This window comes from Streptomyces sp. R302 (assembly GCF_012927245.1).
Classification (GTDB): domain Bacteria; phylum Actinomycetota; class Actinomycetes; order Streptomycetales; family Streptomycetaceae; genus Streptomyces.
Window position 1 is genome coordinate 185089 of the sequence record NZ_JABBGE010000003.1, and the last position, 25580, is coordinate 210668.

Sequence of the window (25580 nt, forward strand, 5' to 3'; positions counted from 1 at the left end):
GAGCGGGGAGGGAGGACCCGCAAGAGCCGGGGTGCCGCCGCTGGCGGGGACGCTGCTCGCGCCGGTGGTGTCGTCCGGGGCGGCCGCCGAGGGGGACCTGTTCACGGCCCTTCCCGCGTTCCTCGTCGCCGGGTTCGTGGTGCCGCTCGCCGTCGTCGCGCCGGGGCGGTTCCTCGGCCCGACCCCGCGGCGGCGCCGGACGCGCGTCCCCGCCTCAGACCTCCTCGTCCGCCAGTTCCGCGACGCCCGTGATGCGGTGGAGGGGATAGGTGCGGACCTCGTCGGCCGTGTGGTCGTAGCCGGTGACGAAGCCGCCTTCGACGCGGACGGGGGCGATGACGCGCTGGCTGGCGGCGCCCTCGGCGTTGACGTAGCCGATCCAGACGGCCGAGCCGGTCATCGCGGCCGCCTGGACCGTCGCCAGGGTCTCGGCCGCGGAGGTGCGGGGGAGGCCGCCGGTGGTGACGGGGACGGCGGGTTCCTTGCGTACGGCCGTGGCGGCGTGGTCGCCGGCCCGGATGGCGCGGACCGCGGCCTTCAGCAGGGTGGCGTCGGGGGCCGGCGGGCCGTCGGGGACGGGCGCCGGGGGCGTGCGGGGCGGGGTGCGGTGGGCGTCGGCGCGGGTGATCAGGACGTCGCCCTCCACCGACTCCGCCGCCGGGGCGTACCCCATCGACCGCAGGCCGTCGAGGAGCGAGGTCGGGTCCGTCTGGGCGGCGAGCACCGTCGGCGCGAGGCGGCGCAGGCGCAGGGGGGCCGAGCGGCGGTCGGCGAGGATCTCGCCGAGCAGCGCGTCGTCGTCGCAGCGCACGTACGCCGAGGCCGCGCCGATCCGCAGGTGCCCGTGCTTCCGCGCCACGTCGTCGATGAGGTACGCGAGGGGCTGCGGCACCGGGGTGCGCGCGTGCGCGGTGAGGAAGGCGTGCAGGTCGGAGGCGGAGCGGCCGGTGTCGAGGGCGCGCCGCACCGAACCGGGCGTGAACCGGTAGACCGTCGCGCCACCCTTCGACTCCACGTCCGCCAGGACGGAGAGCGCGTCGGCCAGCGGCCGCAGCAGCGGGCCGGGGGCGACGGCCGTCAGGTCGGCCTGGAGGAGCACGTGGTCGACGGCCTGCGGCAGCAGCGGTTCGAGGAGTTCCGCCGCGCGCTCGGCCGCGACCTCCGGTTCCACCCCGCCGCCCTCGGCGGCCTGCCCGGCGGGCGCGTCGAGCGGCAGGTTGAGCAGCGCCCGCGCGGCCGTGGACAGCGCGCCGCGCCCGGTGACGCCGAGGAGTTCGGCGTCCCCGAGGGCCCAGCGGGCGAGGCGTTCGCGCAGGTCGGCGGCGGGGCGGGGGGCCGTCGGGCCGCCGGAGGCACGGCCCGCGCCCGCCTCGGACGCCCATGCCCCGGCCGCCGTCCCGGGGTCCGTACCGGAATCCTTGGCCGCATCCGCCGTGGCGGGAGGCGCGCCCTTGGCCGTCGTCGTCGTGCCGCGCGTCGGGCGTTCCCAGCGGAGGCGGGCCAGCACCGTCTCCGGGTCGGCGGCCGCGCCCGGCGGCAGGGTCGCCAGGAGGGCGAGGACCCGGTGGCGTACCTCCGGGGCCGCCGCGCGGTCCAGGTCGGGGCCGAGCGCGGACAGCGTGCGGCCCTTCGCGTCCTGGCCGCCGACGAGCCCCGGGGTGCGGGTCGCCGCCAGCCAGGCGCCGACCAGCCGGGCCCAGCGTTCGGCCGGCGGCTGGTCGAGCCAGTCGTCGTACGCGGGCGTCGGCGCGTACCGCTCGTCCGCCTCGCCGTCCGAGGCCAGCAGCCCCGCCCCGTACGCCAGCTCCAGCCAGAACGCCGCCACCGGCTCCGGCACGTCGAGCGCCGCCGCCGTCCGCTTCAGGTCCCGCACCGCGAGCCCGCCGGCCCGCAGCACCGCCGGGCCGCCGTGGTCCCAGGACTTCAGCAGCTCCTCGACCGTCGCGAGCGCCGCGTACGCCTGCCCGGCGGCGGCACTGTCCACAACCTGGGGACGGTACTCGCGGGCCGCCCCCACCTCCGGCGCGCGCGGCTCCGGCGCCCGGTGCGCCCTCCCGCCTCGCAGGTGCAGCGCCGCCTCGCGCGGCAGCACCATCGTGCGCGGCGACACCGGCAGCAGAAGGCCCCGGTCGCGCAGCCAGCCCACCGGCGCCGTCGGCCGCGCCGTCACCTCGCCGTACGGCGGCCCCCACACCAGCCGGTCGAGGACCGACAGCGCCTCCGGCGGCGCCGTGTCGAGCAGCGCCCCCATCCGCTCCCGGTCGGTGAAGAGCCCGGTCAGCGCGGCGACCGCCGACACCGGGTCGTGCGTCGACGGCAGCCCGGCCGCCGCCACGATCTCCTGGAGCCGCCCCGGCGACATCCCCGCCGTCGCCTCCGCGACCGTCGGCCCGAGGCCGGTGGGGGACGGATGCTGCGGCGACGGGGCGAGCAGCTCGCGCGCGGTCCGTACGAGCCGCAGCCGGTCGTCCTCGCCCCACACCAGCGCCTGCTCGCGCAGCAGCGCCACCGCGCGCGGCAGCGCCGCCTCGATGTCCGGCTCCTCGTGCCCGCCGGTGAACAGGTCGAGCAGCACCGGGTACGGAGCCGGGTCCGGCGCCACCGCCAGCGCCTCCGCCACCTGGAGCGAGAACCGGTCGAGCCGCTCCAGTGCCCGCACCACCGAGGCCCGCGTCCCGGCCCGGGTCGCCAGCTGCGTCAGATCGTTCGGCACCGGACCCAGCAGGTCGGGACGGGCCCGCAGCAGCGCGGCGAGCCCGTCGTCGCCGCGCGCCCGCAGCGCCTCGGCCAGCGTGCGCGGACCCGCCGCGGTCCCCTTCGGACGTCCCTCGGGCACGTGCGCCTCCCGGTCCAGCTCGCCGATCCCCATCCGCCCCACGTTATCCGCTGCACAGGCGCTACCGTCAGGACCGGGACGGCGTTCGACCGGACGGTGGAGGGGCGGCGTGGGAATCGAGAGCGACCGGATGGTCTTCGACTACCTGAGCGAGGTCGGCGACCTCGCCCAGCAGCGGCACCTCCCGCCCGGCGACCGCACCGCCCTCGTCGCCGGCCTCCGCAACGAGATCGACCGCCGCCGCGCCACCCGCGGCGAGGAGTCCCCCAGGGCCGTCCGGGGGATCCTCGGCGACCTGGGCACCCCTGACGAGGTCGTCAGGAAGGCGGCGTCGGTCGTGTCGGTCGGGGGGGAGGGGCCGGCGGGGTCGGATACAAAATCCAGTACGTCGGATGCAGGATCCGGTAGATCGGATATTGGATCCGGCGCATCCCATACTGGATCCGGCACATCGGATACTGGATCCGGCGCATCCAAGACTGGATCCAGTACATCGGATACTGGATCCGATACGGCCCCGGCCACGAAGCCCTGGTGGTCCGCTTCCCGCAAGCCTGCCGCGCCCGCCAAGACCCCCGCACCCCCCGCACCCGTACCGCACCCCCGTCCGGGTGACGACGACGCCACCGGCTGGTGGGCTGACGGCTCGGAGGCGGACCCGGACGTGCCCGGTTTCTTCGGAGGCATCGAGGCCCCGGAGCTCTTCCGGCCGCCGGAGCCCGAGGCGGAGGACGCGGACGAGGACCCCGGGGAGGCGCCCGCACCCAGGAGCCGGCTGCGCCGAGCCGCCGGATGGCTGCTGAGCGGCCGCTCCAAGCAGGCGCAGGAACCGCCGGAGGAGGAAGCCGCGCCGGTCCGGGCGAGGGGCTTCGCGCACCCCTTCCTCCTGCTCGCCGCCGTGCTGCTGATCGCCGGCGCCGCGTTCGGCTGGCTGATCGCGCTGGCCCTCGGCTGGCTCATCGCGTACGGCTCCCGCCGGCTGAGCCCCGCCCAGGTGAAGACGGCCGTCTTCGTGCTGCCCGGAGTGGCCGCGGCGGCCGGCATCGCCTGGCTCTGGGGCCGGGTGGAGGGCCGCTGGGGCGAGGCCGTCGCCACCGGCGGCGACGGCATGAGCCAGGCCGTCGCCGAGACCTGGCCCTGGACCCTCCGGGCCGCCGCCCTCGCCTCCGCCGCCTACCTCCTCCTACGCGCCCGCCGCCCCTGACGTACGCACCCTCACGACTCCTCCCAAGGCGCCCCCGGCACCACCAGCGGAGACCCCGTCACCGGGTCGGGGACGACGACCGACGGGAGGCCGAAGACGTCGTGGACCATGGCCTCGGTGACGACCTCGGACGGGGCGCCCCGGGCCACCACCCGGCCCGCCTTCATGGCGATGAGGTGGTCGGCGTACCGCGCCGCCTGGTTCAGGTCGTGGAGGACGAGCACGACCGTCCGGCCGCGCGCCCGGTTGAGGCGGCGCACCAGGTCCAGGACCTCCACCTGGTGCGCGATGTCCAGGTAGGTGGTCGGCTCGTCAAGGAGCAGCAGGTCCGTCTCCTGCGCGAGGGCCATCGCGATCCAGACGCGCTGCCGCTGCCCGCCGGACAGCTCGTCGACCGAGCGGTCGGCGAGCGCGGCGACGTCCGTGCGGGCCATCGCCTCCGTCACCGCCCGCTCGTCCTCCTCCGACCACTGCTTCCACCACGCCTGGTGGGGCTGGCGTCCGCGCGCGACGAGGTCCGCCACCGTGATCGCCTCGGGTGCGACGGGCGTCTGCGGCAGCAGGCCGATCGAGCGGGCGATCCGCTTCGTCGGCAGCTTCGCCAGCTCCTCCCCGTCGAGCAGGACCGCGCCCCGGACCGGCTTGAGGAGCCGGCCGAGCGCCCGCAGGGTGGTCGACTTGCCGCAGGCGTTGGGCCCGACGATGACGGTCACCTTGCCGTCGGGGATCGCCAGGTCCAGATCCTCGACGACCGTCCGGCTCTCGTAGGCGAGGGTCAGCCCCCGCGCGGCCAGCCGCCCGCCGACCGCCGAGCCCGGCCCCGTACCCGCACCCGTACCCGCACCCGGCCCCGTACCCGTACTCGTATCCGCGCTCATGCCTTCCCTCCCGTGCGGCTCCGGACGATGAGCCAGATCAGATACGGGGCGCCGACCGCCGCCGTGAGGACACCCACCGGCAGTTCCACCGGGGAGAACAGCCGCCGCCCGATCAGGTCGGCGGCGACGACGACCACCGCGCCGAGCAGCGCCGAGCAGAGCAGCGGGATCTGCGCCGTACGCGTCACCCGGCGGGCGATCTGCGGGGCGAGCAGCGCCACGAAGTCGACCGGCCCAGCGACCCCGGTCGCCACGGACGCGAGGACCACGCCCACCGCGACGAGCCCGAGCCGCACCCGGCCGAGCCGGACGCCGAGCGCGGTCGCCGTGGCGTCGTCGAGGGAGACGGTCCGCTGGGCGCGGGCCGCCCACAGCACGGCGGGCAGCATCAGCAGCAGCGTCCAGCGGACCGGCGCCGACTCCTCCCAGCCGCGCCCGTTGAGCGAGCCGGTCATCCAGATCTGCGCCTGCTGGGCGACGAGGTAGTCGCCCTTGGTCATGAAGAGGGTGATCAGGGAGCGGAGCGCGATGGCGATGCCGATGCCGATGAGGACGAAGCGGGTGGCGTGCAGCCCGCCGCGCCAGGCGAAGGCGTACACGAGGGCGGCGGCGAGGAGGCCGCCGGCGATCGACAGGTACGGCAGGACCGTGTACGGGGCGAGGCCGAAGGTCATCGCGGCGACGGTGACCGCGCCCGCGCCCTGGCTGATGCCGATGATGTCGGGCGAGGCGAGCGGGTTGCGGGCGACGGTCTGGATGAGCGCGCCGGCCATCCCGAAGGCGGCGCCGACGGCGAGCGCGGTGACGAGCCGCGGCTCGCGCAGCTCCTCGACGACGAACGCGGCGGGGGAGTCGCCGCCGGTGAGGACGGTGAGGACCTCGCCGGGGGAGAAGGTCTTCTCGCCGACGCAGAGGTACGCGACCGAGGCCGCGGCGAGCAGCAGGAGCAGCACGCCGGCGGCGAGCACCGAGCGGCGGTGGACCAGGAGGGAGGCGGGCCCGAGACGGAGGAGCCCGTACCCGGCGGGCCGGGTCCCCGGGGTCGTCACGGTGGGCTCGGCGAGCCCCTTCTCGACGGGCGTCTCCGCAGGCGCCACGACGGACCCCTCGACGGACCCCTCGACGGGTGTCTCCGTCGGCTTCTCGACGGCGCTCACGCCGGCACCGCCTTCCGTCGCACCAGCGTCACGAGGAACGGCACGCCGATGAGGGCCGTCATGACCCCGGCCGGCACCTCGCCCGGCGGGAAGACGATCCGTCCGGCCACGTCCGCGACGAGGACCATGACCGGGCCGATCAGCGCGGCCATCGGCAGCACCCACCGGTGGTCGGAGCCGACGACGGCGCGGGCGATGTGCGGGACGGCGAGGCCGACGAAGGCGATGGGTCCGGCGGCGGCGACCGCCGCGCCGGTGAGGACGGTCGCGCCGAGCCCGCCGACGATCCGGACGGTGGCGACCTTCTGCCCGAGCCCCTTGGCGACGTCCTCGCCGAGCGCGAGCGCGTCCAGGCCGCGCGCCACGGAGAGCACGAGCACGGCGCCGATCAGCAGGAACGGCCAGATCTGGGTGATCGTGGCCGCGTCCCGCCCGTCGAGGGAGCCGGTCTGCCAGAACCGGAACTCGTCGAGCGCCGCCGCCTTCGTCGTCAGCACGCCGGTCGTCACCGACAGCAGCAGCGCGTTGATCGCGGCGCCGCCGAGGGCCAGCTTCACGGGCGTGGCGCCGCCGCGGCCGCTGGAGGCGATCGCGTACACGGCGACGGAGGCGAGCGCGGCGCCCACGAAGGCGAACCACACGTAGCCGGAGAGGCTGTGCACGCCGAGGAAGGCGATGGCGACGACGACGGCGACGGAGGAGCCCTGGCTGATGCCGAGGATGCCGGGGTCGGCGATCGGGTTGCGGGTGATGCCCTGGAGGGCGGTGCCCGCGAGCGCGAGGGCGGCGCCGACCATCAGGCCGATGACGGTCCGGGGGACCCGGAGCTGCCGCACCACCTCGGCGTCGTCGCCGGTGGCCCCGTGCAGGAGCGCGTCGAGGACGGTGCCGGGGGCGATGGCCCGGGCGCCGACGGCGAGGCTGAGAAGGACGGCGAGCAGCAGGGCGACGACGGCCGCCGAGGTCGCGAGGACCCGTCTGGAACGGAAAGCGGCTGTCATGGGCACCCATCGGGCGAGAAAGCGGTTCGGTAAGGCTTGGCTCAGTCTAAGCAGCGGCCGAATTCGAACGCCCGGGCACAATGTCACCCATGACGACGAACGTTTCCGCAGGCCCGCTCACGGTCGGCTTCGACCTCGACCTGACCCTCCTCGACACCCGCCCCGGCATCAAGGCGGCCTTCCTCGCCTTCGCGGAGAAGTACGGCGTCGAGGTCGACGCCGACCTCGTCGTCACCCGGCTCGGCCCGCCGCTGGAGCAGGAGATGGCCCACTGGGTGCCCGCGGAGCAGGTCACCGAGATGACCGCCCGCTACCGCGCCCTCTACCCCGAGTACGCGATCGAGCCCACCGTCCCCATGCCGGGCGCCCGCGACGCCCTCGACGCGGTCCGCGAGGCCGGCGGCCGCACCCTCGTCGTCACCGCCAAGAACGGCCCCGACGCCCACCGCCACTTCGCCCACCTCGGCATCGAGCCCGACGCCGTGGTCGGCCGCCTCTTCGCCGAGGCCAAGGCGGAGGCGCTGCGCGAGCACGGCGCCACGGTGTACGTCGGCGACCACGTCGGCGACGTCCGCGGCGCGAAGGCCGCCGGTGCCTTCTCGGTGGCCGTGGCGACCGGCCCGTGCAGCCCCGAGGAGCTCCGCGAGGCGGGCGCCGACGTGGTCCTGAAGAACCTGACGGACTTCCGCACCTGGTGGAAGGCGCACCTGGCCGAGACTGCCCGCTAGGCGGCCTGCCGGCCCCGCCGGGCCTGCCGCCGCTGGGCCGCGACCGACCGCAGCACCCCGGCGGCGGCGAGCGCGAAACCGACGCCCATCAGCATCGACACCAGGTAGGCGACGGTCGGGAACGGATCGGTCCCGAGGAAGAGCGGAGCCACCGTGACCAGCGTCGCGACCGCTCCGATCGCGAAGAGGACGACACCCGCCTTGACGAGTCCGTCCCCCGGCGCGGAATCGCCGGCCGAGCCGTCCACCGGTCCTGTAGGGGTTTCACTGCGCATCCGGCCAGGGTAGTTCCCTGGCCGGAGGAAGACTTCGGCGGCGTCTTGTCACGGGCCCGCGGAGCATTAGCCTTGGTGCCGGCGGGCCGGTCGACCCGCTGTTTCTTTTACCCCGACGAGTCAACGAGGACGAGGGACGGACGTGCCTACCGGCAAGGTCAAATGGTTCAACAGCGAGAAGGGCTTCGGCTTTCTCTCCCGCGACGACGGCGGTGACGTCTTCGTGCACTCGTCGGTGCTCCCTGACGGAGTCGACGCACTGAAGCCGGGCCAGCGGGTGGAGTTCGGTGTCGTCGCGGGTCAGCGGGGTGACCAGGCGCTGTCGGTGACGATTCTCGACCCGACGCCGTCGGTGGCGGCGGCGCAGCGCCGCAAGCCCGACGAGCTGGCGTCGATCGTGCAGGACCTGACGACGGTCCTGGAGAACATCACGCCGATGCTGGAGCGCGGCCGGTACCCCGACAAGGCGGCCGGCAAGAAGATCGCCGGCCTGCTGCGGGCGGTCGCGGACCAGCTCGACGTCTGATCTCTACGGGAACGACAGCGCGTCCGGGCCGAGGGGCGGTACGAGTCCCTCGGCCGCGGCTCGGGTGAGCAGGCCCCGGACCGCCGCGTAGCCGTCCTCGCCGAGGTCGGCGGTGAACTCGTTCACGTACAGGCCGATGTGCTGGTCGGCGACCTTCGGGTCCATCTCCTGCGCGTGCTCCATGACGTACGGCCGGGAGGCGGCCGGGTCGTCCCAGGCCATCCGCACCGAGCGGCGGGCGGAGTCGGCGAGCAGCCGCAGGGTGTCCGCGCCGAGCGAGCGGCGGGCGACGATCGCGCCGAGCGGGATCGGCAGGCCGGTGGTGGACTCCCAGTGCTCGCCCATGTCGGCGAGGCAGTGGAGGGCGTACGACTTGTAGGTGAAGCGGGCCTCGTGGATGACGAGCCCCGCGTCGACCTTGCCGTCGCGGACGGCGGGCATGATCTCGTGGAACGGCAGCACGACGACCTCGCCGACCCCTCCGGGCACGGTCTCGGCCGCCCACAGCCGGAAGAGGAGGTAGGCGGTCGAGCGTTCGCTCGGCACCGCGACCGTCTTCCCCCGCAGGTCGAGGCCGGGCTCGCGGGTCAGCACGAGCGGGCCGCAGCCGCGGCCGAGGGCCCCGCCGCAGGGCAGCAGCGCGTACTCGTCGAGGATCCACGGCAGGACGGCGTACGAGACCTTCAGGACGTCGTGCCCGTCGGTGCCGTCCTCCGCCCAGCCGTTGGTGACGTCGATGTCGGCGAAGGTGACGTCGAGGCGCGGGGCGCCGGGGACGCGGCCGTGGGCCCAGGCGTCGAAGACGAAGGTGTCGTTCGGGCAGGGCGAGTAGGCGATCTTCAGCTGCACGGCCGGGCCTCCGACAGGGTGGGTTCGAGTACGGACACGGCGCGGCGCAGCGCGGCCAGGGCGTCGCCGATGCGCCAGGCGGCGCGGTCGCGGGGCCCGACGGCGTTCGACACGGCCCGCAGTTCGAGGACGGCGGTGCCGTGCGCGGCGGCGGCCTCGGCGACCCCGAAGCCCTCCATGGCCTCGGCGGCGGCCCCCGGGTGCCGGGCGGCGAGCTCGTCGGCGCGGGCGGCGGTGCCGGTGACGGTGGAGACCGTGAGGACGGCGCCGGTGGTGTGCGGGAGCCCGGCGGACGCCAGGGTGGCGGCGACGGGGCCGGTGAGGGTGTCCGGGACGCGGTGGACGGAGCGGCCGAAGCCGAGCTCGTCGACGGGCACGTACCCGTCGGGCGTGTCGGCGCCCAGGTCGGCGGCGACGATGGCGTCCGAGACGACGAGCGAGCCGAGCGGGGCGCGGCCGGGGAAGCCGCCGGCGATCCCGGCGGAGACGACGAGCCGGTACGGCTCGCCGGCGAGTGCGGCCCTGGTCAGTGCGGCGCCGGTCGCGGCGGCGACGGCGGCGGGCCCGACCCCGCCGACGAGGACGTCCACGGCCCTCGGGCCGTCCGCGTCCTCGTACCGGCGCAGCACGAGGCCGCCCGGCACGGGAAGCTCCACGCCCGGGCGGGCGGGGCCGTTCGCGAGGCCGCCGGCGACGGAGTCCGCCTCCGCCGCCACGGCCGTCACGATCAGGATCCGGCGGTGCACCGGAGGATCAGGATTCCTTCTTCAGCTTGAAGTGCCAGATGCCGGTGAGCGTCTTGCCGGTGTTCTCGACGATCGTCACCTGGGTCTCGTCGGGCGCCTCGCCGGTCTGGCTGGAGAAGAAGGCGCTGGCCGGGATGGTCCGGTACGTCTTCTTGTACGGCTCCGGCTCGGCCTGCTGGCCGCCGAGGAAGATGGTCCAGCCGTTGTCGGCGATGGACGGGTCCACGCCGAAGCGGATCTTGTCGTCCATGGCGACGGTGATCGACTTCTCGGCCTTCTTGTTGAGGCACTTCTGGACGTCGGACTCCTTGATGGGGTCGCCGTCGTTGTAGCAGGACGCCTCGGAGTTGATCGATTCGGACCCGACCGTGACGGTCGCGATCGGAGTCGGCTTTTCGCAGGCGGTGAGGACGAGGAGCCCGGCGGAGACGGCCCCGAGGGCGGCAGCGGCCCGGCGGCGCGAGCCGGAGAAGAACGCAACGGTCATGAGCCGAAGGCTATCGGGCCGTCGCGCCACCGACACGCGGGGGTACGGCGCGCCGCGCTGCGGGGACGGATAGGCCTCGGTTCCGGGGGCGGGTACGGCTCCGTTCCTGGGGCCGGTACGCCTCGGTCCCGGGGACCGGTATGCCGCCGTCCCGGGAGCCGGCATGCCTCCGTCCCGGGGCCGGTACGCCTCCGTACGGGCGTCTCAGGCCATCTTCGCGGGCTGTGGGCGGTCCGTGGTGCCGGGGCCGCGGGTCGACAGCAGACCGCGTACGGCGAGGAGCGCGCCGATCGCCAGGAAGCCGGCGGCCACCGCCATCCCCACCGTCCCGTTCAGCGGCGTCACGATCCCGAGCCCGCCGCCCACCACCCACGCCATCTGCAGCGCCGTCTCGGAGCGGGCGAACGCCGAGGTCCGTACGAGCTCCGGCACGTCCCGCTGGATCAGGGCGTCGAGCGACAGCTTCGACAGGGCCTGCGTCAGGCCCGCGACCGCGCCGAGGACCGCGACCATCACGCCGCCGAAGAAGACGGCCGCGCAGATCGCCGCCGCGAGCACCGTCGTGATCATCGTGGCGATGATCACCTCCGGCCGGTGCCCCCGGTCCCGCAGCAGCCCGCCGGCCGCCGTCCCGCACGCGTTCCCGACCCCGGCCGCCACGCCCACGATGCCCAGCGACACCGCCGCCGACTGCCCCGACAGCGGATGCTCGCGCAGCAGGAACGCCAGGAAGAAGATCAGGAAGCCGGAGAGCATCCGCTGCGCCGCGTTCGCCTGGAGCCCGTGCAGCACCGCCGGACCCACCGTCCGCAGACTCGGCCTCTTCTCGCCGTGCGTCAGCAGGTGCGCCCGCCGCTCGCCCTTCGCCGAGTCCACCTTGTGCGGCATCCGCACCGCCCAGTACGTGCCCAGCAGGAACAGCGCGCACGCCCCGAACAGCGGCCAGCGCGGCCCGACCAGCTGCAGTCCCGCCCCGATCGGCGCGGCGATGCCCGTCGCGAGCAGCCCGGCGAGCGTCACCCGGGAATTCGCCTTCACCAGCGAGAAGCCGGGCGGCAGCAGCCGGGGCACGACGGCGCTGCGCACCACCCCGTACGCCTTCGACGCCACGAGCACGCCGAGCGCCGCCGGGTACAGCTCGATCCCGCCCGTCGCGACCGCGCCCGACATCAGCACGGCGAGCACGGCCCGGGTGAGCATCGCCGCCGCCATCGCCGCCCGCCGCCCGTGCGGCAGCCGGTCGAGGAGCGGGCCGATGACCGGCGCGAGGAGCGTGAACGGCAGCATGGTGATGGCGAGGTAGAGCGCGACGCGCCCGCGGGCCTCGTCGGTGGGCACCGAGAAGAACACCGTCGACGCAAGGGCCACGGTGATCATCACGTCCCCGGCGCCGTTGACCGCGTGCAGCTCGATCAGCTTCCCGAGCCCCGACTCGCCCGCGCCGTGCGCGTGCGTGGCCCGCCGGATCCCCTTCGCGGTCCCCGTGAACGGCAGGTGCAGCGCACGCCCCACCGCCCGTCCCGCTCGGCGGAGCGGCCCGGGACGATCGTGGGATCGACCGGAGGACCGTGCGGCTGCCACCACCTCATAGTGCCCCAACCCGGGCCCGCCCGAACCGAGCGGACACCCCGGGGTGTCGGGGACACGCCGGTACGGGGACGGGTCCGGGCGGCGGCGACGGACCCGGCCGGGGGCGGCCCCGAACCCGGCCCGGCGGGTTCCGGGGCGGGCTCCGGGGGGCTCCGGGGCGGGCTCCGGGGGGCTTCGGACGGCCGGGCCCGCGGTCCCGATCCGGGTCACTTGGGGCACGCAGGTGGGCCCAGGCCCGCGAACGGGGTAGCGTGCGTAGCGCGCCACCGGCGGTTCCTCTCGGCCGCGCGCCCCTTCGGCATCCCGCAGAATGGATGACGATAGGTGTGCCCGAGACGTGTGAGACCGGTCGGGTGCGGACGTCGATGCGGCCCCCAGGTCCGCTCCGCCCGCCCCGCTTCCGGAGCCTCGCTCCCGAACCTCGGCCGGCGCACCCGTGAGACGGCGTAGGAGAGAAGCGAGACCTGTGAGTGCTGCGACGACGCGAGACCGTACCCCGCGTACCCCGCGAGCCACGCGTACCCCGGCCCCCGACCGCCTCTGCGCCGAGGCCGTAGACCTCGCGCGGGAGGCCGCCGAGGAGGCCGCCGCACCCGGCGTCGTCGGCGAACACTCCGGTGTCGTCGCGGAGGGCGACCGGGTCGTCACGCACTACTTCGAGTGCAAGGAGCCCGGATACCGCGGCTGGCGCTGGGCCGTCACCGTCACCCGCGCCTCCCGTGCCAAGAACGTCACCCTTGACGAAACCGTCCTGCTGCCCGGCTCCGACGCCCTCCTCGCGCCCGAATGGGTGCCGTGGAGCGAGCGGCTGCGCCCCGGCGACCTCGGGCCCGGGGACCTCCTGCCCACCGAGCAGGACGACCCGCGCCTGGAACCCGGCTACACCGGCGAGGACGCGCCGCCGCCGAACTCCGCGGTCTCCTCCGAACTCGCGGACCACCTCGACGCCGAGGACGCCGAGATCACGGACCGGGCGCCGACGCGCGGCGCGATCGCGGCGGTCGCGGACGAACTCGGCATGGGCCGGGCGCGGGTCCTCTCCCGCTACGGCCTCCGGCTCGCCGCCGACCGCTGGGACGACTCCTTCGGCCCCCGCACGCCGATGGCCCAGGCGGCGCCGGCGACGTGCCAGACCTGCGCCTTCCTGATCCCCCTCGCCGGCTCCCTGCGCCAGTCCTTCGGCCTCTGCGCCAACGAGCTGTCCCCCGCGGACGGCCGGGTGGTCTCCCTCTCGTACGGCTGCGGCGGCCACTCCGAAGCGGCGATCATGCCGACGCCTCCGCGCCCCGCGGAACCCGTCCTGGACTCCACCGCGGTGGACCCCTTCCCCCTCCGCCCCCCCACCGACTCCGGCAGCACCCTCCCCGAAGACGCCACCACCTCCGACCTGGGCCACTCCTGACGCAACGGGGCCACCCAGTTGCGGGCCGCCCCGGCCCCACCGGGCCGGTGCCCTGCACCGGCCCAGGTCCCCGCGCCTGAACGCCCCGCACACGCGGACCCGCACCGTGGGCGTGCCCACCCTCCCCCAAGCCCTCGGCTTCGCCCGAGCAGGGGGGACCCCCATCGCCCTGCGGAACACCTGCCCACACGGTGGCGGCGACGCCCCGCTGGGCACGAGCCCGGTGCGGTGGCGACGGCGGCCCCTCGGGCGCGGCCCACAGCCGGGTTACCTGGTGTGAGCCCGGCGCGGTGCGCGACGGGCCCTGCGGGCGCGGCCCACAACGGGGTCGCCGGGCGCGAGCCTGGCACGGCGCGTGACGGGCCCTGCGGGCGCGGCCCACGACGGGGTTGCCGGGCGCTGCCCGCGACGGGCATGCCCGGACGTGGTGGCTTGGCCCGCTGGGCGCAGCCCGCGACCGGTTTCCGGGGGCAGTCGGGGCTGTCGGTGCGGCCCGCACCGCGGCCGGCGGGCCGGGCGTGCCCTCGGCCGTGGCCTGCGGTCCCGGCCCGCGACCCGGGCCCGCGCCGCCGCCCGGCGGCCGTAAGGCCGTGCCTCGCGCCGTGGCCGGTGGCCCCGCGAGGTACCCGCTCGTACCCGGGCTCGCCCGGCGGTCGTAAGGCCGCGCCTCCTACCGTGGCCGGTGGCCCCGCGAGGTACCCGCTAGCACCCGTGCCCGCCTTGCGGCCGCCGGGCCGCGCCTCGCACCGTGGCCGGTGGCCCCGCGAGGTAACCGCTAGCACCCGGGCCCGCCTTGCGGCCGCCGGGCCGCGCCCCGCACCGCCGCCGCCGGCCCGCGCGGCCCCGCGCGGCCCCGCCCGCACCCCCGCCCCGGCCCCGCCCCACCCCCGGTTCCGAGTCCGCCCGTGCCCCGCCCCCCCGCCGGGTTCCAGGGCCCCTTTCCGCCCCTGGTGCAAGGGGTGGGAAGGGGGGTGGGCAGGGGGTTTCGGGGGCCATTTGGCGCGGGATTTCGGGGTTCTGGGAGGGGTCGTCGGTGGTGGGGGCGGGGCGCGGTAACTTCGGCGCGGGACCGAAGGATGGAAACAGCAGAGTGGAGTCATACGTGAGCGTCACCGTCCGGACGACGACCGACGGCAGCGACCCCTTCGGCACCGCGCGGCTCCGCAGAGGGGTGCTGGACGCCTGGACCGGCTCCCCGGCGCGCTTCCGCGAGGACGCGAACGCCGAGGAGGACCTCGCCCTGGGGGGCTACCGCGACCGCCTCGTCGTGGAGCTGGCGCAGAACGCCGCCGACGCCGCCGCCCGCAGCGGCGGCACCGGGCGGCTGCGGCTGACGCTGCATCCGGCGGACGCCGACAGCCCGGCCGTGCTGGCCGCCGCCAACACCGGCGCCCCGCTCGACGCGACCGGCGTCGAGTCGCTGTCCACGCTCCGCGCCTCCGCCAAGCGCACCGAGCGGGACACGACGGCGGCCGTCGGCCGCTTCGGCGTCGGTTTCGCCGCCGTTCTCGCCGTCTCCGACGAGCCCGCCGTCCTGGGCCGGCACGGCGGCGTCCGCTGGTCCCTCGCGGAGGCCCGTGAGATGACCGCCGACGTGGCCCGCCACGTCCCGGGCCTCGGCGACGAGCTGCGCCGCAGGGACGGCCACGTACCGCTGCTGCGGCTGCCGCTGCCCGCCGAGGGCACCGCGCCCGACGGGTACGACACGGTCGTCGTCCTCCCGCTGCGCGACGCCGCCGCGCACGGCCTCGCCGAGCGGCTCCTCGCGTCCGTCGACGACGCGCTGCTGCTCACTCTTCCGGGTCTCTCCGAGGTCGTCGTGGAGACCCCGGAAGGAGTACGCACGCTGACCCGTTCCGAGGCGGACGGGTACGTCCGGATCGACGACTCGGCCGCCGACGCGCCGAACCGCTGGCGGACCGTCGGGCACGCCGGGCCGCTCGGTCCCGAGCTGCTCGCCGACCGTCCGGTCGAGGAGCGGCTCCGCCCGCACTGGTCGGTCACCTGGGCCGTGCCCGTGGACGAGTCCGGCGCCCCCCGCTACCCCCGCACCGCGCCCGTCGTGCACGCGCCGACGCCGACCGACGAGCCGCTCGGCATCCCGGCGCTGCTGATCGCCTCGCTGCCGCTGGACACGGCCCGCCGCCACCCGGCGCCGGGGCCGCTGACGGACTTCCTGGTGCAGCGGGCGGCCGACGCGTACGCCGAACTCCTCGCCGACTGGCGGCCGGTGACAAGTGGGGCGCTCGACCTCGTACCGGGCCCGCTCGGCAAGGGGCCGCTCGACGGGGCGCTGCGCGAGGCGATCCTGGACCGGCTGCCGCGGGTCGCGTTCCTCGCGCCGGCCGTGCCGACGGAGGACCTTCCGGCGCTGCGCCCGATCGAGGCGGAGGCCGTGGAGGGCGCGGGCGCGGAGACGGTCGCGGTGCTCGCGGAGGTGTTCCCGGGGCTGCTTCCGGCGGGTCTGGAGCGCCGTCCCGAGCTGCGGACGCTCGGTGTGGGCCGGGTGCCGCTGACGGAGGCGGTGGACCGGCTCGCGGGCGTGGAGCGGGCACCGGAGTGGTGGCGGCGGCTGTACGACTCGCTGGCCGGGGTGGATCCGGACCGGCTGACGGGTCTTCCGGTGCCGCTGGACTCGGGCCGGACGGTGATCGGGCCGCGCCAGGTCCTGCTGCCGCAGGAGGGCACTCCGGCGCAGCTGGCGAAGCTCGGCCTGAAGGTGGCGCACCCGGAGGCCGTCCACCCGCTCCTGGAGAAGCTGGGGGCGCTGCCGGCCACGCCCCACGCCGTCCTGACGACCCCTCAGGTGCGGGGGGCGGTCGCGCTGTCCCTGGAATCGGCCGACATGTGGGACCTCGACGCGCCGGAGCTCGACGCGGACGAACTGGTGGAGATCGTCCTCGGTCTCGTACGGGACGCGGACCTGGAGCCCGGCGAGGAGCCGTGGCTGGGGGCGCTGGCCCTGCCCGACGAGGACGGCGAGCTCGCCCCGGCGGGTGAACTCGTCCTGCCGCACTCGCCGTTCGCCGCCGTCATGCGCGAGGGTGAACTCGCCTACGTCGACGCCGAGCTGGCCGACCGCTGGGGCGCCCGCCCGCTCGCCGCCTGCGGTGTCCTCGCGGACTTTGCGCTGGTCCGCGCCACCGACCTGGTCCTCGACCCGGACGACCTGGAGCCCCGGGTGGGCGACTACCCGGAGCCGGACGACGCGGGCCTGCTCGAAGCGGTCGACGTGTGGTGCGAGGACGTCCTCGACCAGCTGCCGCCGACCGCGGTGCCGCCGGTGGCGACGGAGATCGCGGCCGTGCGGGACCTGGACCTGGTCGACGACGACGCCTGGCCGCACGCGCTCGCGCTCCTCGCCCGGCCGCCGTACCGGGACGCCCTGATCCAGCCCGTACGGGTCCTCCTCCCGGACGGCACGACGAAGACGGTCCGCCCGTACACGGCCTGGTGGCTGCGCGACCACCCGGTCCTCGACGGGCGCCGCCCGGCGGGCCTGCGGGCGGAGGGCTCGGACCCGCTCCTCGCCGGCCTGTACGACTCCGCCGACGCGACCGGCTTCGAGGACGAGCAGGTGCTGCGCGCCCTCGGCGTCCGCACCTCCGTGGCGGCCCTCCTCGACGAGCCGGGCGGCGCGGCGGAGCTCCTCGGCCGTCTCGCCGACCCGTCCCGCGAGGTCACCGCCGCCCAGCTGCACGCCCTGTACACGGCGCTCGCGGACCTGGATCCGGAGCAGGTCACCCTCCCGGACGAGTTGCGGGCGGTCGTGGACGGCGAGCTGGTCGTCGTGGACGCCTCCGAGGCGCTGGTCGCGGACGCCCCCGACCTCCTGCCGCTCGCCGCGGGGCTGCCGCTCCTGCCGGTCTCCCCGTCGCGGGCGGCCGACCTCGCGGAGCTCTTCCAGGTCCGGCGCCTGAGCAGGGCGGTCGAGGCGAAGGTCACCACGGAGGGCGAGGTGCACGAGGTCCCGGCCTCGGTCCACGCCCTCCTCGGCCCGTCGACCCCGGCGACGTACGTGGAGCACGAGGAGCTCCGCGCGGGCGGCACCGAGCTGGACTGGCGCCTCACCCCCGACGGCCTCCTGCACGCCGCCACCCTGGAGGGCGTGGCGGCGGCCCTGGCCTGGGCCACCCGCCAGTGGCCCCGCCGCTTCGAGGTGGCCGCCCTCCTGGAGGACCCGACCCGCACGGACGAGCTGGCCCGCGACCGCTGGTTCGACTGACGGTCCGCGTACGGGTCCCGTCCGGTGAGGGACGGGACCCGTACCGTCTCAGCCGTTCGGCCGCTGCCTCCTGCGGTACTCCGCGGTCGGCAGTCCGCCGACGCCCCAGTCCTCCAGTCCGACCTCGTCGATGACCACGAAGGTCGTGGCCGGATCCTTGTCGAGCACCCTGACCAGCAGCTCGGTCACGCCCGCGATGATCTCGGCCTTCTGCTCGGCCGTGGCACCCTCGCGGGTGATCTTCACGTTCACGTACGGCATCAGGCACGTCCCGTCACGTGGCCGCCGTCCACGCGCAGGGCGTGGCCGGTGACGAACTCGGCGTCCGCGAGGTAGACGACCGCCTCCGCGATCTCGGCGACCTCGCCGACCCGGTCGAGGAGGGCGAGTCCGCCGTAGGAGTCCACGTCCGCGGCGTCGTGGAGCGGGGTCCGGACCACGCCCGGCGCGACCAGGTTGACGCGGATCCCGTCGGCCGCGAGCTCGGCGGCCAGGCTCGTGGTCAGGGTGTGCACGCCGCCCTTGCTGACGACGGGTGCCGAGGCGGGGAAGCCGGCGATCGCGTGGTCGACCAGTACCGTTCCGATGTTGACGATGCTGCCGCCGCGGCCCTGCTCCCGCATCCGGCGCACCACCGCCTGGGTGGTGAGGTAGGTCCCCTTGAGGTTGCCCGCCAGGTACCCGTCCAGCTCCTCCTCCGTGACCTCGGTGAAGGGCTTCGGCGCGAAGGTCCCGGCGTTGTTCACGAGGACGTCCACGCCCCCGAACCGCTCCACGGCCGCCCGTACGAGCGCCTCGCCGGTCGCCGCGTCCCCGATGCCGCCCGCGACCTGCGCGACCCGCGCGCTCTGACCGAGGTGGGCCGCGGCCTTCCGGAGCCGGTCCGCGTCCCGGCCGTTGATCACGACGTTGGCGCCCCGGGCCAGGAAGGCCTCGGCGATCCCGAGTCCGATCCCGCTCGACGCGCCGGTGATCACGGCGGTGATGTTCGTCGTCGACACTGCTGACACTCCTTGGTCCGTTCGATCCGTCGGCGTTCCTGCCGGCACCGACGAACCTAGAAGCGCCTGATCCATAAGACCACGTCGAACTTTGAAGCCTGCCATAATCCAGGCTTATGTCTGTGGATCTGCGCGACCTGGAACTCCTGTCCGCCACCGCCGAATCCGGCTCGCTCACCGCCGCCGCCGAACGCCTCTACGTCAGCCAGCCCGCGCTCAGCCAGCGCCTCACCCGCCTCGAGGACCGGCTCGGCATGCCGCTCTTCGACCGCACCGGACGCAGACTGGTCCCGAACGCCGCCGGCCGCCGCCTGCTGGTCGCCGCCCGGCACATCCTGGACGAGCTGCGCTCGGCGACCCTCGACCTCCGGGAACTGCGCGAAGGCCGCGACCGCCGGGTGCGTTTCACCGCGCAGTGCAGCACCACCTTCCAGTGGCTTCCCCCGGTCATCCGCGCCTTCCGGGAGCGGCACCCGGAGGCGGAGGTCCGCATCGAGTCCGTCCCCGACGACGCGCCGGTCCCCGCCCTGCTCGCCGACCGCGTGGACGTCGCGCTGGTCACCAAGCCCGACCGGGAGATGGACCGGGTCGCCCTGACCCGGCTCTTCGACGACGAGATGGTGGCCGTGGTGCCGGCGGACCACCCCTGGGCCGCCCTCCCGCACCTCACCGCGGAGGACTTCACCGACGCCCATCTGATCCTCTACGACACCTACGACCAGACCCGTATCCCCTCGATCCCCCTCCCCCTGCCACCGCACGCCCGCCCCGCCCGCGTCACCACCATGCCCGTGATCACGGACCTGGTCGTCGAGATGGTCGCCGGGGGCCAGGGCGCGACGATCCTCCCCAACTGGGCCGCCGCGCCGTACACCGCCTCCCACGGCCTGGCCCTGGTGCAGATCGGCGCCACCCCCCTCTCCCGCACCTGGTACCTCGCCACCCGCCAGGGCCCCCGCCCTCCCCACCTGCGGGCGTTCGTCGAGGAGCTGACCACCCGGCTGGAGCGCTGACCGCCGAAGGGCCCCGGGTGGCCGGCGGCTAGCGGGCGGGCCCGGCCTCCATCAGTTCCTTCAGGTGCGCCTCGTTGCGCGGCATCTCCTTCCGGGCGTGCGGGCGCACGACGAGCGGCACCAGGGCCTTGCCGACGCCGTGGCCCTCGAAGTCGAGCGACAGCGTCAGCCGGGAGCCGCTGCCGTCGCCGAGCGGTTCGAGCGTGCCCTGTACGTCGCCGCGCACGGGCCCGTCGACGCCGTGGAAGTGCCAGCTGCGCGGCGGCGTGAGCTCCGTGACCTCCATGGTCATCGGCATCTCGCGGCGGCCGACCCGGCGCTGCACCCGGAACTGCGAGCCGACCCGCAGCTCCCCCGCGTCCAGCCGCCGCGCGGCCACGGCGCTCTCCTGCCACTCGGGTATGTGCCCGGGGTCCATGAGGTAGGAGAAGACGTCCTCGGGCGGGCGGGCAATGTCGATGGATTCCTCGATACGAGACATGACGCCCCCTTGGCGAGTTCCTGTCCCTCCATCCTCCCCCTCGGCCGCCCATCCAGCCGCCCGGGATAACGGTCGGGTCACGGCTCCGGGGCGTGTGCAGCAGATCGGAGGGCCGGTCCCGTCAGGTCGGATGGGGAGCCACGGGGCTTCGGACGGGGAGTCGGAGATGGCGGATCGGGCACACGGGACGGAGGCGGCCGATGCGAGACGCTGACGTCGCCGCCTTCACGGCTTTCGTCGAGGCCCGCTCGGCGGCCCTGTTCCGGACCGCGCTGCTGCTCACCGGCGACCGCCACCTGGCCGACGACCTGGTGCAGTCCACGCTGGAGAAGGTGTGCCGGAACTGGCGCCGGGTGCGGGCCGCGGACTCGTCGGAGGCGTACGCGCGCCGGATCCTGGTGAACCTCGCCCACGACCGGTGGCGCGGGCGGCGCGGACCGTCGGAGGTGCCGCTGGACGACGGCATCGGGGGCGGGAGCGCCGCCCCGTACGTCGACCCGTACAAGGAACTCGACGTCCGCGACGAGCTGATGCGCACGCTGCACACGCTGCCGGCCGGCATGCGGACCGTACTGGTGCTGCGCTACTTCGAGGATCTCGACGACGCGGAGATCGGCGCCCTGCTGGACGTCTCGCCCAGCTCGGTGAGGTCGCAGGCGGCGCGAGGGCTCGCGAAGCTGCGCTCGGCCGCGGGCCGGCGGTCGTCCGGCGCGCGCTCTGGAGGGGCGGCATGAAGGAGTTCCGGGAATTCCACGAATTCCACCTTGAGGAAGAACTGGCCGCGGCCATGCGCGACCGCGCGGTGCGGCACCGCCCGGGCACGTACGACGCGGCGGTGCTCGTGCGGAGGGTGCGACGGCGCCGCAGACGCCTGCGGGCGGTGGTGGCGGCCGCGGCGACGGTGGTGGCGGTGTCCCTGGGCGCAGGGTTCGCGGCGCAGCTGGGGCGCGACCGCGACCGCGACACGGCGTCGGTCCCGGCCTCGCCGTCGCCCTCGTCGGACGGACGGACCAGTGCCAGTGCCAGCGCCAGTGCCAGCGCCTCCCCGCCTCCGGTGACGTCGGAGCCGCCGTCCGACCCCGCGGCGACCGCCGGGGCGCTGTTCCTCGCCGCCGTGCGCTATCAGGACCCGGCGACCCGCGCCCAGGTGAACCTCGCCGAGGTGGCGGGCCTGTTCGCCGACGAGAAGGCGTACCAGCGGATCTGGGGAACCGGCGCGCGCGGTGTGACCTGCGGCGCCGAGGCCGACGGGGCGCTGGTGGCGGGCAGCGTCTTCCTGTACCGGGGAGCCGAGCGGCTGGCGCGGACCGCCGTGCCGGAGTTCGACCCGTCCTCGGGGAAGGTGACCGGTGTGACCTGCGCGGCCGCCCCGGCGGGCGGCAAGGGCGCGGATTCCGCCGTGTCGGGCTTCTACGGCGGGCTGGTGGCGGCCGCCAAGGCGGGCGACTCCACGGCACGGGCCGGGCTCGCCCGGCAGTTCCTGAGCCCGGACCTGCGGGCCGGCCAGAAGGACACCGCCGGTATCTGCTCCTCGCACGCCCCCACCTCCTGGGTGGCCACCGACCCCACGGCGGGGACCCTCACCCACGGGTGGACCATCACCCTCAGCGACGGCGGCTCCTTCCCCGTCGAGATCGACGAGAACGGGAAGATCGACAAATCCTGCGGCGCGTAGCCCAGTAGCCCAGTAGCCCTCCACCAGCCCACCGCGCACCGCGCGGCCTTCCGCATGCCCGGATCCTCGAAAGCGAGAGCCTGCCGTGAACAGAAGGACAGCCCTGGCCATACCCCTCCTGCTGGGCGCGACGGTGACGGCCCACGCCCTCCTGCCCGACCCGGACACCGCCGACGCCGCACTCCCGCGCACCGTGCCGCGAGCCGTACCGGCACCCGCCTCCGTCCCCGCACCCACCTCCGTACCGGTCCCCACCCGCACCCAGAGCCCCGAGCGCGCCGCCCGCGCCGCGCTCGACCGGCTCGGGCCGTTCGACGGGCGGTACGCGCTCGCCGTCGCGGATCTGACGTCGGGGCGCACGCTCACCCACGGCTCGGTCACCGGGACCTTCGTCTCGGCCAGCGTCATCAAGGTCGACATCCTGGCCGCGCTGCTGCTCCAGGGGCAGGACCGCGGAGTGCCGCTCACCGCGGCTCAGAAGCGGCTCGCCTCCGCCATGATCCGCTTCAGCGACAACGAGGCGGCGCAGGAGCTGTGGGTGGGCATAGGCAGGCGCCGGGGTCTGGACGCGGCCAACGCGCGGCTCGGGTTCAGCGCGGCCCACGCGGGCCAGCGCGGGCCGTGGGGGCTCACCCGGACCACGGTCCGCGACCGGATGGCCCTGCTGAAGGCCGTCTTCACGGACGACTCGCCGCTGTCCGCCGCCTCCCGGGCGTACACGCGCTCCCTCATGAGCGACGTCACCGCCGACCAGGGCTGGGGTGTCGGCGCCGCCGGTTCGCCCGCCTCCGCACCCGCCTTCAAGAACGGGTGGCTGTCTCGCCCGTCGACCGGTCTGTGGGTCGTGAACAGCGTCGGCCTCGTCGAGTACGCGGGCCACTCCCTGCTCGTGGCGGTCCTCACCGACGGCCAGACCAGCGAGGAGGCGGGCATCGCGCTCGTCGAGCGGACCGCGACCGCCGCCGTCCACGCTCTGGTCGGATCCGTCTGAGGGGCACCGGTCACGCCGGGAACCTGCGGTTCACCCACCGCCAGGCGAGCTCCAGGACCGCCGCGCCCGCCGCGGCGATGGCCACGGCCGCCCACGGCATCGTCGTGCCGACGAGCTTGAGGGCGAAGAAGTCCTGGAGCCACGGGACGGCGAGGACGAGGAGGAAGGCGCCGCCCATGGAGGCCACCAGGGCGATCCGCCACCACGTGTAGGGGCGGGCGATGATCGCGAGGACCCACATGGAGACGAGGAAGAGGGTGAGGGTGGCGGCGCTGGTCTCGGCGCCGAGCGCGTCCGCGCCCGTGTAGTGGTGGCGGGCCAGGAGGTACGTGGTGAAGGTGGCGGCGGCCGCGACGGCGCCGCCGGGGATCGCGTACCGCATGACGCGGCGGACGAAGTGCGGCTTGGCGCGTTCCTTGTTGGGGGCGAGGGCGAGGAAGAAGGCCGGGACGCCGATCGTGAGGGTGGAGAGCAGGGTGAGGTGCCGGGGGAGGAACGGGTACTCGATCTGGCTGACCACCACCAGGATCGCCAGGAGCACCGAGTAGACGGTCTTCGTGAGGAAGAGGGTCGCGACGCGGGTGATGTTGCCGATGACCCGGCGGCCCTCGGCGACCACCGACGGCAGGGTCGCGAAGGAGTTGTTCAGGAGGACGATCTGGGCGACGGCCCGGGTCGCCTCCGAGCCGGAGCCCATGGAGACGCCGATGTCGGCGTCCTTGAGGGCGAGGACGTCGTTGACGCCGTCGCCGGTCATGGCGACCGTGTGCCCGTGGGACTGGAGCGCGGCGACCATGTCCCGCTTCTGCTGCGGGGTGACCCGGCCGAAGACCGCGTTCTCGTCGAGGACCTCTCCCATCTCCTCCCGGTCGGCGGGCAGCGTGCGGGCGTCGACGGTGTGGTCGGCGCCGGGCAGGCCCAGTTTGCCGGCGACCGCGCCGACGGAGACCGCGTTGTCGCCGGAGATGACCTTGGCTGCGACGTTCTGGTCGGCGAAGTAGGCGAGGGTGTCGGCGGCGTCGGGCCGCAGCCGCTGTTCGAGGACGACGAGGGCGGTGGGCCGCGCGTCCTTCGCGACGTCCGGGGAGTCGAGCTCGTGGACGGTACGGGCGAGGAGAAGGACCCGCAGGCCCTCCTCGTTGAGGTGGTCGACCTCCGCCAGGTTCGGGTCGCCGTGCGGGAGGAGGACGTCGGGGGCGCCGAGCAGCCACGTGGACTCCTCGCCGTCGCCCTCGCTGAACGCCGCGCCGCTGTACTTGCGGGCGGAGGAGAAGGGCAGCGACTCGGTGCACCGCCACTCCTCGGCGTCCGGGTAGGCGTCGATGATGGCCTGGAGGGAGGCGTTGGGCCGGGGGTCGGACTCGCCGAGGGCGCCGAGGACCTTGCGTACGTACGCCTCGTCGGAGCCGTTCAGGACGCGGACCTCGGTGACGTCCATGCCGCCCTCGGTGAGCGTGCCCGTCTTGTCGAGGCAGACGACGTCGACCCGGGCCAGGCCCTCGATGGCCGGCAGCTCCTGCACCAGGCACTGCTTGCGGCCGAGCCGGATGACGCCGATCGCGAAGGCCACCGAGGTGAGCAGGACGAGCCCCTCGGGGATCATCGGGACGATGCCGCCGACGGTCCGGGCGATGGAGTTCTTGAGGTCGTTGTCCTTGACGACGAGCTGGCTGATGATCAGGCCGATCGCGGTCGGCACCATCATCCACGTCACGTACTTGAGGATCGTGGAGATGCCCGAGCGCAGCTCGGAGTGGACGAGGGTGAAGCGGGACGCCTCCTCGGCGAGCTGCGCCGCGTACGCCTCCCGGCCGACCTTGGTGGCGGTGAAGGCGCCGCCGCCGGCGACGACGAACGAGCCGGACATGACGGGGTCGCCGGGGCGTTTGACGACGGGGTCGGCCTCGCCGGTGAGGAGGGACTCGTCGATCTCCATGCTGTCGGCCTCGGCGACGACGCCGTCGACGACGACCTTGTCGCCGGGGCCGAGCTCGATGAGGTCGCCGAGGACGATCTCGGAGGTGGAGATGCCGGCGGCGCGGCCGTCGCGCCGCACGGTGGGTTTCGCCTCGCCGATGACGGCGAGCCCGTCGAGGGTCTTCTTGGCGCGGAGCTCCTGGATGATGCCGATGCCGGTGTTGGCGACGATCACGAAGCCGAAGAGGCTGTCCTGGATCGGGGCGACGATCAGCATGATCACCCAGAGGACGCCGATGATCGCGTTGAAGCGGGTGAAGACGTTGGCCCGGACGATGTCGGCGGTGGAGCGCGAGCTGCGGACGGGTACGTCGTTGACCTCGCCGCGCGCGACGCGTTCGGCGACCTCGGCGGAGGTCAGTCCGGCGGGGCGGTGGACGACGGGCGGTTCGGTCTCGACCGGGATGCCCCGGGTGTCGCCGCTGTCCGTGTCGATCTTCGCCCGCTGCGTCATGGTTTCGACGGTACGACCGGAACCGACCGTTCACCCGCTGGGAAGCGGCAAGATCCGACCGTGGGAGGAGCGGAATCGTCCCGT

General features: G+C 75.0%; 22 protein-coding genes. 9 read left to right on the forward strand and 13 right to left on the reverse strand.

All coding sequences use genetic code 11. The annotated features are described in order from the left end of the window. Nucleotides 1-214: 214 nt before the first annotated feature. Complete coding sequence (locus HHL19_RS10390; RefSeq protein WP_169087984.1) at nt 215-2869, reverse strand: helicase C-terminal domain-containing protein; 2655 nt, start codon at nt 2867-2869, stop codon at nt 215-217. 76 nt (nt 2870-2945) lie between these two features. On the opposite strand from HHL19_RS10390, the gene HHL19_RS10395 reads away from it, so the two are divergent. Beyond that, nucleotides 2946-4040 carry a hypothetical protein gene (locus tag HHL19_RS10395; protein WP_169087985.1) on the forward strand — a complete coding sequence of 365 codons (1095 nt, stop codon included), beginning with the start codon at nt 2946-2948 and terminating at the stop codon, nt 4038-4040. 11 nt (nt 4041-4051) lie between these two features. Here the strand turns inward: HHL19_RS10395 and HHL19_RS10400 are convergent, their stop codons facing one another. The 3 genes from HHL19_RS10400 to HHL19_RS10410 form a co-directional block, all read right to left on the reverse strand. Next, on the reverse strand, nt 4052-4918 hold the full coding sequence (locus HHL19_RS10400) for an ABC transporter ATP-binding protein (RefSeq protein WP_240981526.1): 867 nt from the start codon (nt 4916-4918) through the stop codon (nt 4052-4054). Beyond that, nucleotides 4915-5967 (reverse strand): iron chelate uptake ABC transporter family permease subunit, encoded by a 1053-nt coding sequence (locus HHL19_RS10405; protein ID WP_169088962.1) that lies wholly within the window; start codon nt 5965-5967, stop codon nt 4915-4917. Before HHL19_RS10405 ends, HHL19_RS10400 begins: the two co-directional genes overlap by 4 nt. A 104-nt stretch (nt 5968-6071) precedes the next feature. Then, the gene (locus HHL19_RS10410) at nt 6072-7076 is read right to left on the reverse strand and encodes an iron ABC transporter permease (protein WP_169087987.1); all 1005 of its coding nucleotides are present in this window, start codon (nt 7074-7076) and stop codon (nt 6072-6074) included. A gap of 80 nt (nt 7077-7156) precedes the next feature. Here HHL19_RS10410 and HHL19_RS10415 point away from each other — a divergent pair, with 80 nt between their 5' ends. Beyond that, the gene (locus tag HHL19_RS10415) at nt 7157-7804 is read left to right on the forward strand and encodes an HAD family hydrolase (RefSeq protein ID WP_169087988.1); all 648 of its coding nucleotides are present in this window, start codon (nt 7157-7159) and stop codon (nt 7802-7804) included. On the opposite strand, the gene HHL19_RS10420 is transcribed toward HHL19_RS10415, so the two are convergent. Further along, a complete protein-coding gene (locus tag HHL19_RS10420) occupies nt 7801-8079 on the reverse strand; it encodes a hypothetical protein (RefSeq protein ID WP_169087989.1) in 279 nt (92 codons plus the stop codon). The genes HHL19_RS10415 and HHL19_RS10420 overlap by 4 nt on opposite strands. 142 nt (nt 8080-8221) lie before the next feature. Between HHL19_RS10420 and HHL19_RS38080 the strand changes: the two genes are divergently transcribed. Next, on the forward strand, nt 8222-8605 hold the full coding sequence (locus HHL19_RS38080; protein ID WP_169087990.1) for a cold-shock protein: 384 nt from the start codon (nt 8222-8224) through the stop codon (nt 8603-8605). Nucleotides 8606-8608: 3 nt separating this feature from the next. Here the strand turns inward: HHL19_RS38080 and HHL19_RS10430 are convergent, their stop codons facing one another. From HHL19_RS10430 to HHL19_RS10445, 4 genes are all read right to left on the reverse strand, one after another. After that, nucleotides 8609-9454 (reverse strand): 1,4-dihydroxy-6-naphthoate synthase, encoded by an 846-nt coding sequence (locus HHL19_RS10430; RefSeq protein WP_346768279.1) that lies wholly within the window; start codon nt 9452-9454, stop codon nt 8609-8611. Further along, entirely contained in the window at nt 9445-10200 is a 756-nt protein-coding gene (locus tag HHL19_RS10435) for a futalosine hydrolase (protein WP_346768280.1), read from the reverse strand. The genes HHL19_RS10430 and HHL19_RS10435 overlap by 10 nt, the downstream gene beginning before the upstream one ends. A 7-nt stretch (nt 10201-10207) precedes the next feature. Next, nucleotides 10208-10687, reverse strand: a complete 480-nt coding sequence (locus HHL19_RS10440) for a DUF2771 domain-containing protein (protein WP_169087991.1) — start codon at nt 10685-10687, stop codon at nt 10208-10210. Nucleotides 10688-10891: 204 nt separating this feature from the next. Further along, on the reverse strand, nt 10892-12268 hold the full coding sequence (locus HHL19_RS10445; RefSeq protein WP_169087992.1) for an MFS transporter: 1377 nt from the start codon (nt 12266-12268) through the stop codon (nt 10892-10894). Between the two features lie 475 nt (nt 12269-12743). On the opposite strand from HHL19_RS10445, the gene HHL19_RS10450 reads away from it, so the two are divergent. Together HHL19_RS10450 and HHL19_RS10455 are read left to right on the forward strand one after the other, a co-directional pair. Next, nucleotides 12744-13679: a DUF3027 domain-containing protein gene (locus HHL19_RS10450; RefSeq protein WP_169087993.1), complete on the forward strand. Its 936-nt coding sequence runs from the start codon at nt 12744-12746 to the stop codon at nt 13677-13679. A 1090-nt stretch (nt 13680-14769) separates the two neighbouring features. Further along, nucleotides 14770-17904, forward strand: a complete 3135-nt coding sequence (locus HHL19_RS10455) for a molecular chaperone Hsp90 (RefSeq protein ID WP_169087994.1) — start codon at nt 14770-14772, stop codon at nt 17902-17904. 48 nt (nt 17905-17952) lie between these two features. Here the strand turns inward: HHL19_RS10455 and HHL19_RS10460 are convergent, their stop codons facing one another. Further along, nucleotides 17953-18165, reverse strand: coding sequence for a 4-oxalocrotonate tautomerase family protein (locus tag HHL19_RS10460; protein WP_169087995.1), 213 nt, complete (start codon nt 18163-18165; stop codon nt 17953-17955). After that, nucleotides 18165-18905 (reverse strand): SDR family oxidoreductase, encoded by a 741-nt coding sequence (locus HHL19_RS10465; RefSeq protein WP_346768281.1) that lies wholly within the window; start codon nt 18903-18905, stop codon nt 18165-18167. Before HHL19_RS10465 ends, HHL19_RS10460 begins: the two co-directional genes overlap by 1 nt. 116 nt (nt 18906-19021) lie before the next feature. Here HHL19_RS10465 and HHL19_RS10470 point away from each other — a divergent pair, with 116 nt between their 5' ends. After that, a complete protein-coding gene (locus HHL19_RS10470) occupies nt 19022-19918 on the forward strand; it encodes a LysR family transcriptional regulator (RefSeq protein ID WP_169087997.1) in 897 nt (298 codons plus the stop codon). A 28-nt stretch (nt 19919-19946) separates the two neighbouring features. Here the strand turns inward: HHL19_RS10470 and HHL19_RS10475 are convergent, their stop codons facing one another. After that, nucleotides 19947-20399, reverse strand: coding sequence for an SRPBCC family protein (locus HHL19_RS10475; protein WP_169087998.1), 453 nt, complete (start codon nt 20397-20399; stop codon nt 19947-19949). A gap of 200 nt (nt 20400-20599) precedes the next feature. On the opposite strand from HHL19_RS10475, the gene HHL19_RS10480 reads away from it, so the two are divergent. From HHL19_RS10480 to HHL19_RS10490, 3 genes are all read left to right on the forward strand, one after another. Then, nucleotides 20600-21133, forward strand: a complete 534-nt coding sequence (locus HHL19_RS10480; RefSeq protein WP_169087999.1) for a SigE family RNA polymerase sigma factor — start codon at nt 20600-20602, stop codon at nt 21131-21133. After that, nucleotides 21130-22074: a hypothetical protein gene (locus tag HHL19_RS38085; RefSeq protein WP_169088000.1), complete on the forward strand. Its 945-nt coding sequence runs from the start codon at nt 21130-21132 to the stop codon at nt 22072-22074. The genes HHL19_RS10480 and HHL19_RS38085 overlap by 4 nt, the downstream gene beginning before the upstream one ends. An 85-nt stretch (nt 22075-22159) precedes the next feature. Next, a complete protein-coding gene (locus HHL19_RS10490; protein WP_346768282.1) occupies nt 22160-23065 on the forward strand; it encodes a serine hydrolase in 906 nt (301 codons plus the stop codon). A gap of 10 nt (nt 23066-23075) precedes the next feature. Here the strand turns inward: HHL19_RS10490 and HHL19_RS10495 are convergent, their stop codons facing one another. Further along, a complete protein-coding gene (locus tag HHL19_RS10495) occupies nt 23076-25496 on the reverse strand; it encodes an HAD-IC family P-type ATPase (protein ID WP_169088001.1) in 2421 nt (806 codons plus the stop codon). Nucleotides 25497-25580 lie beyond the last annotated feature (84 nt).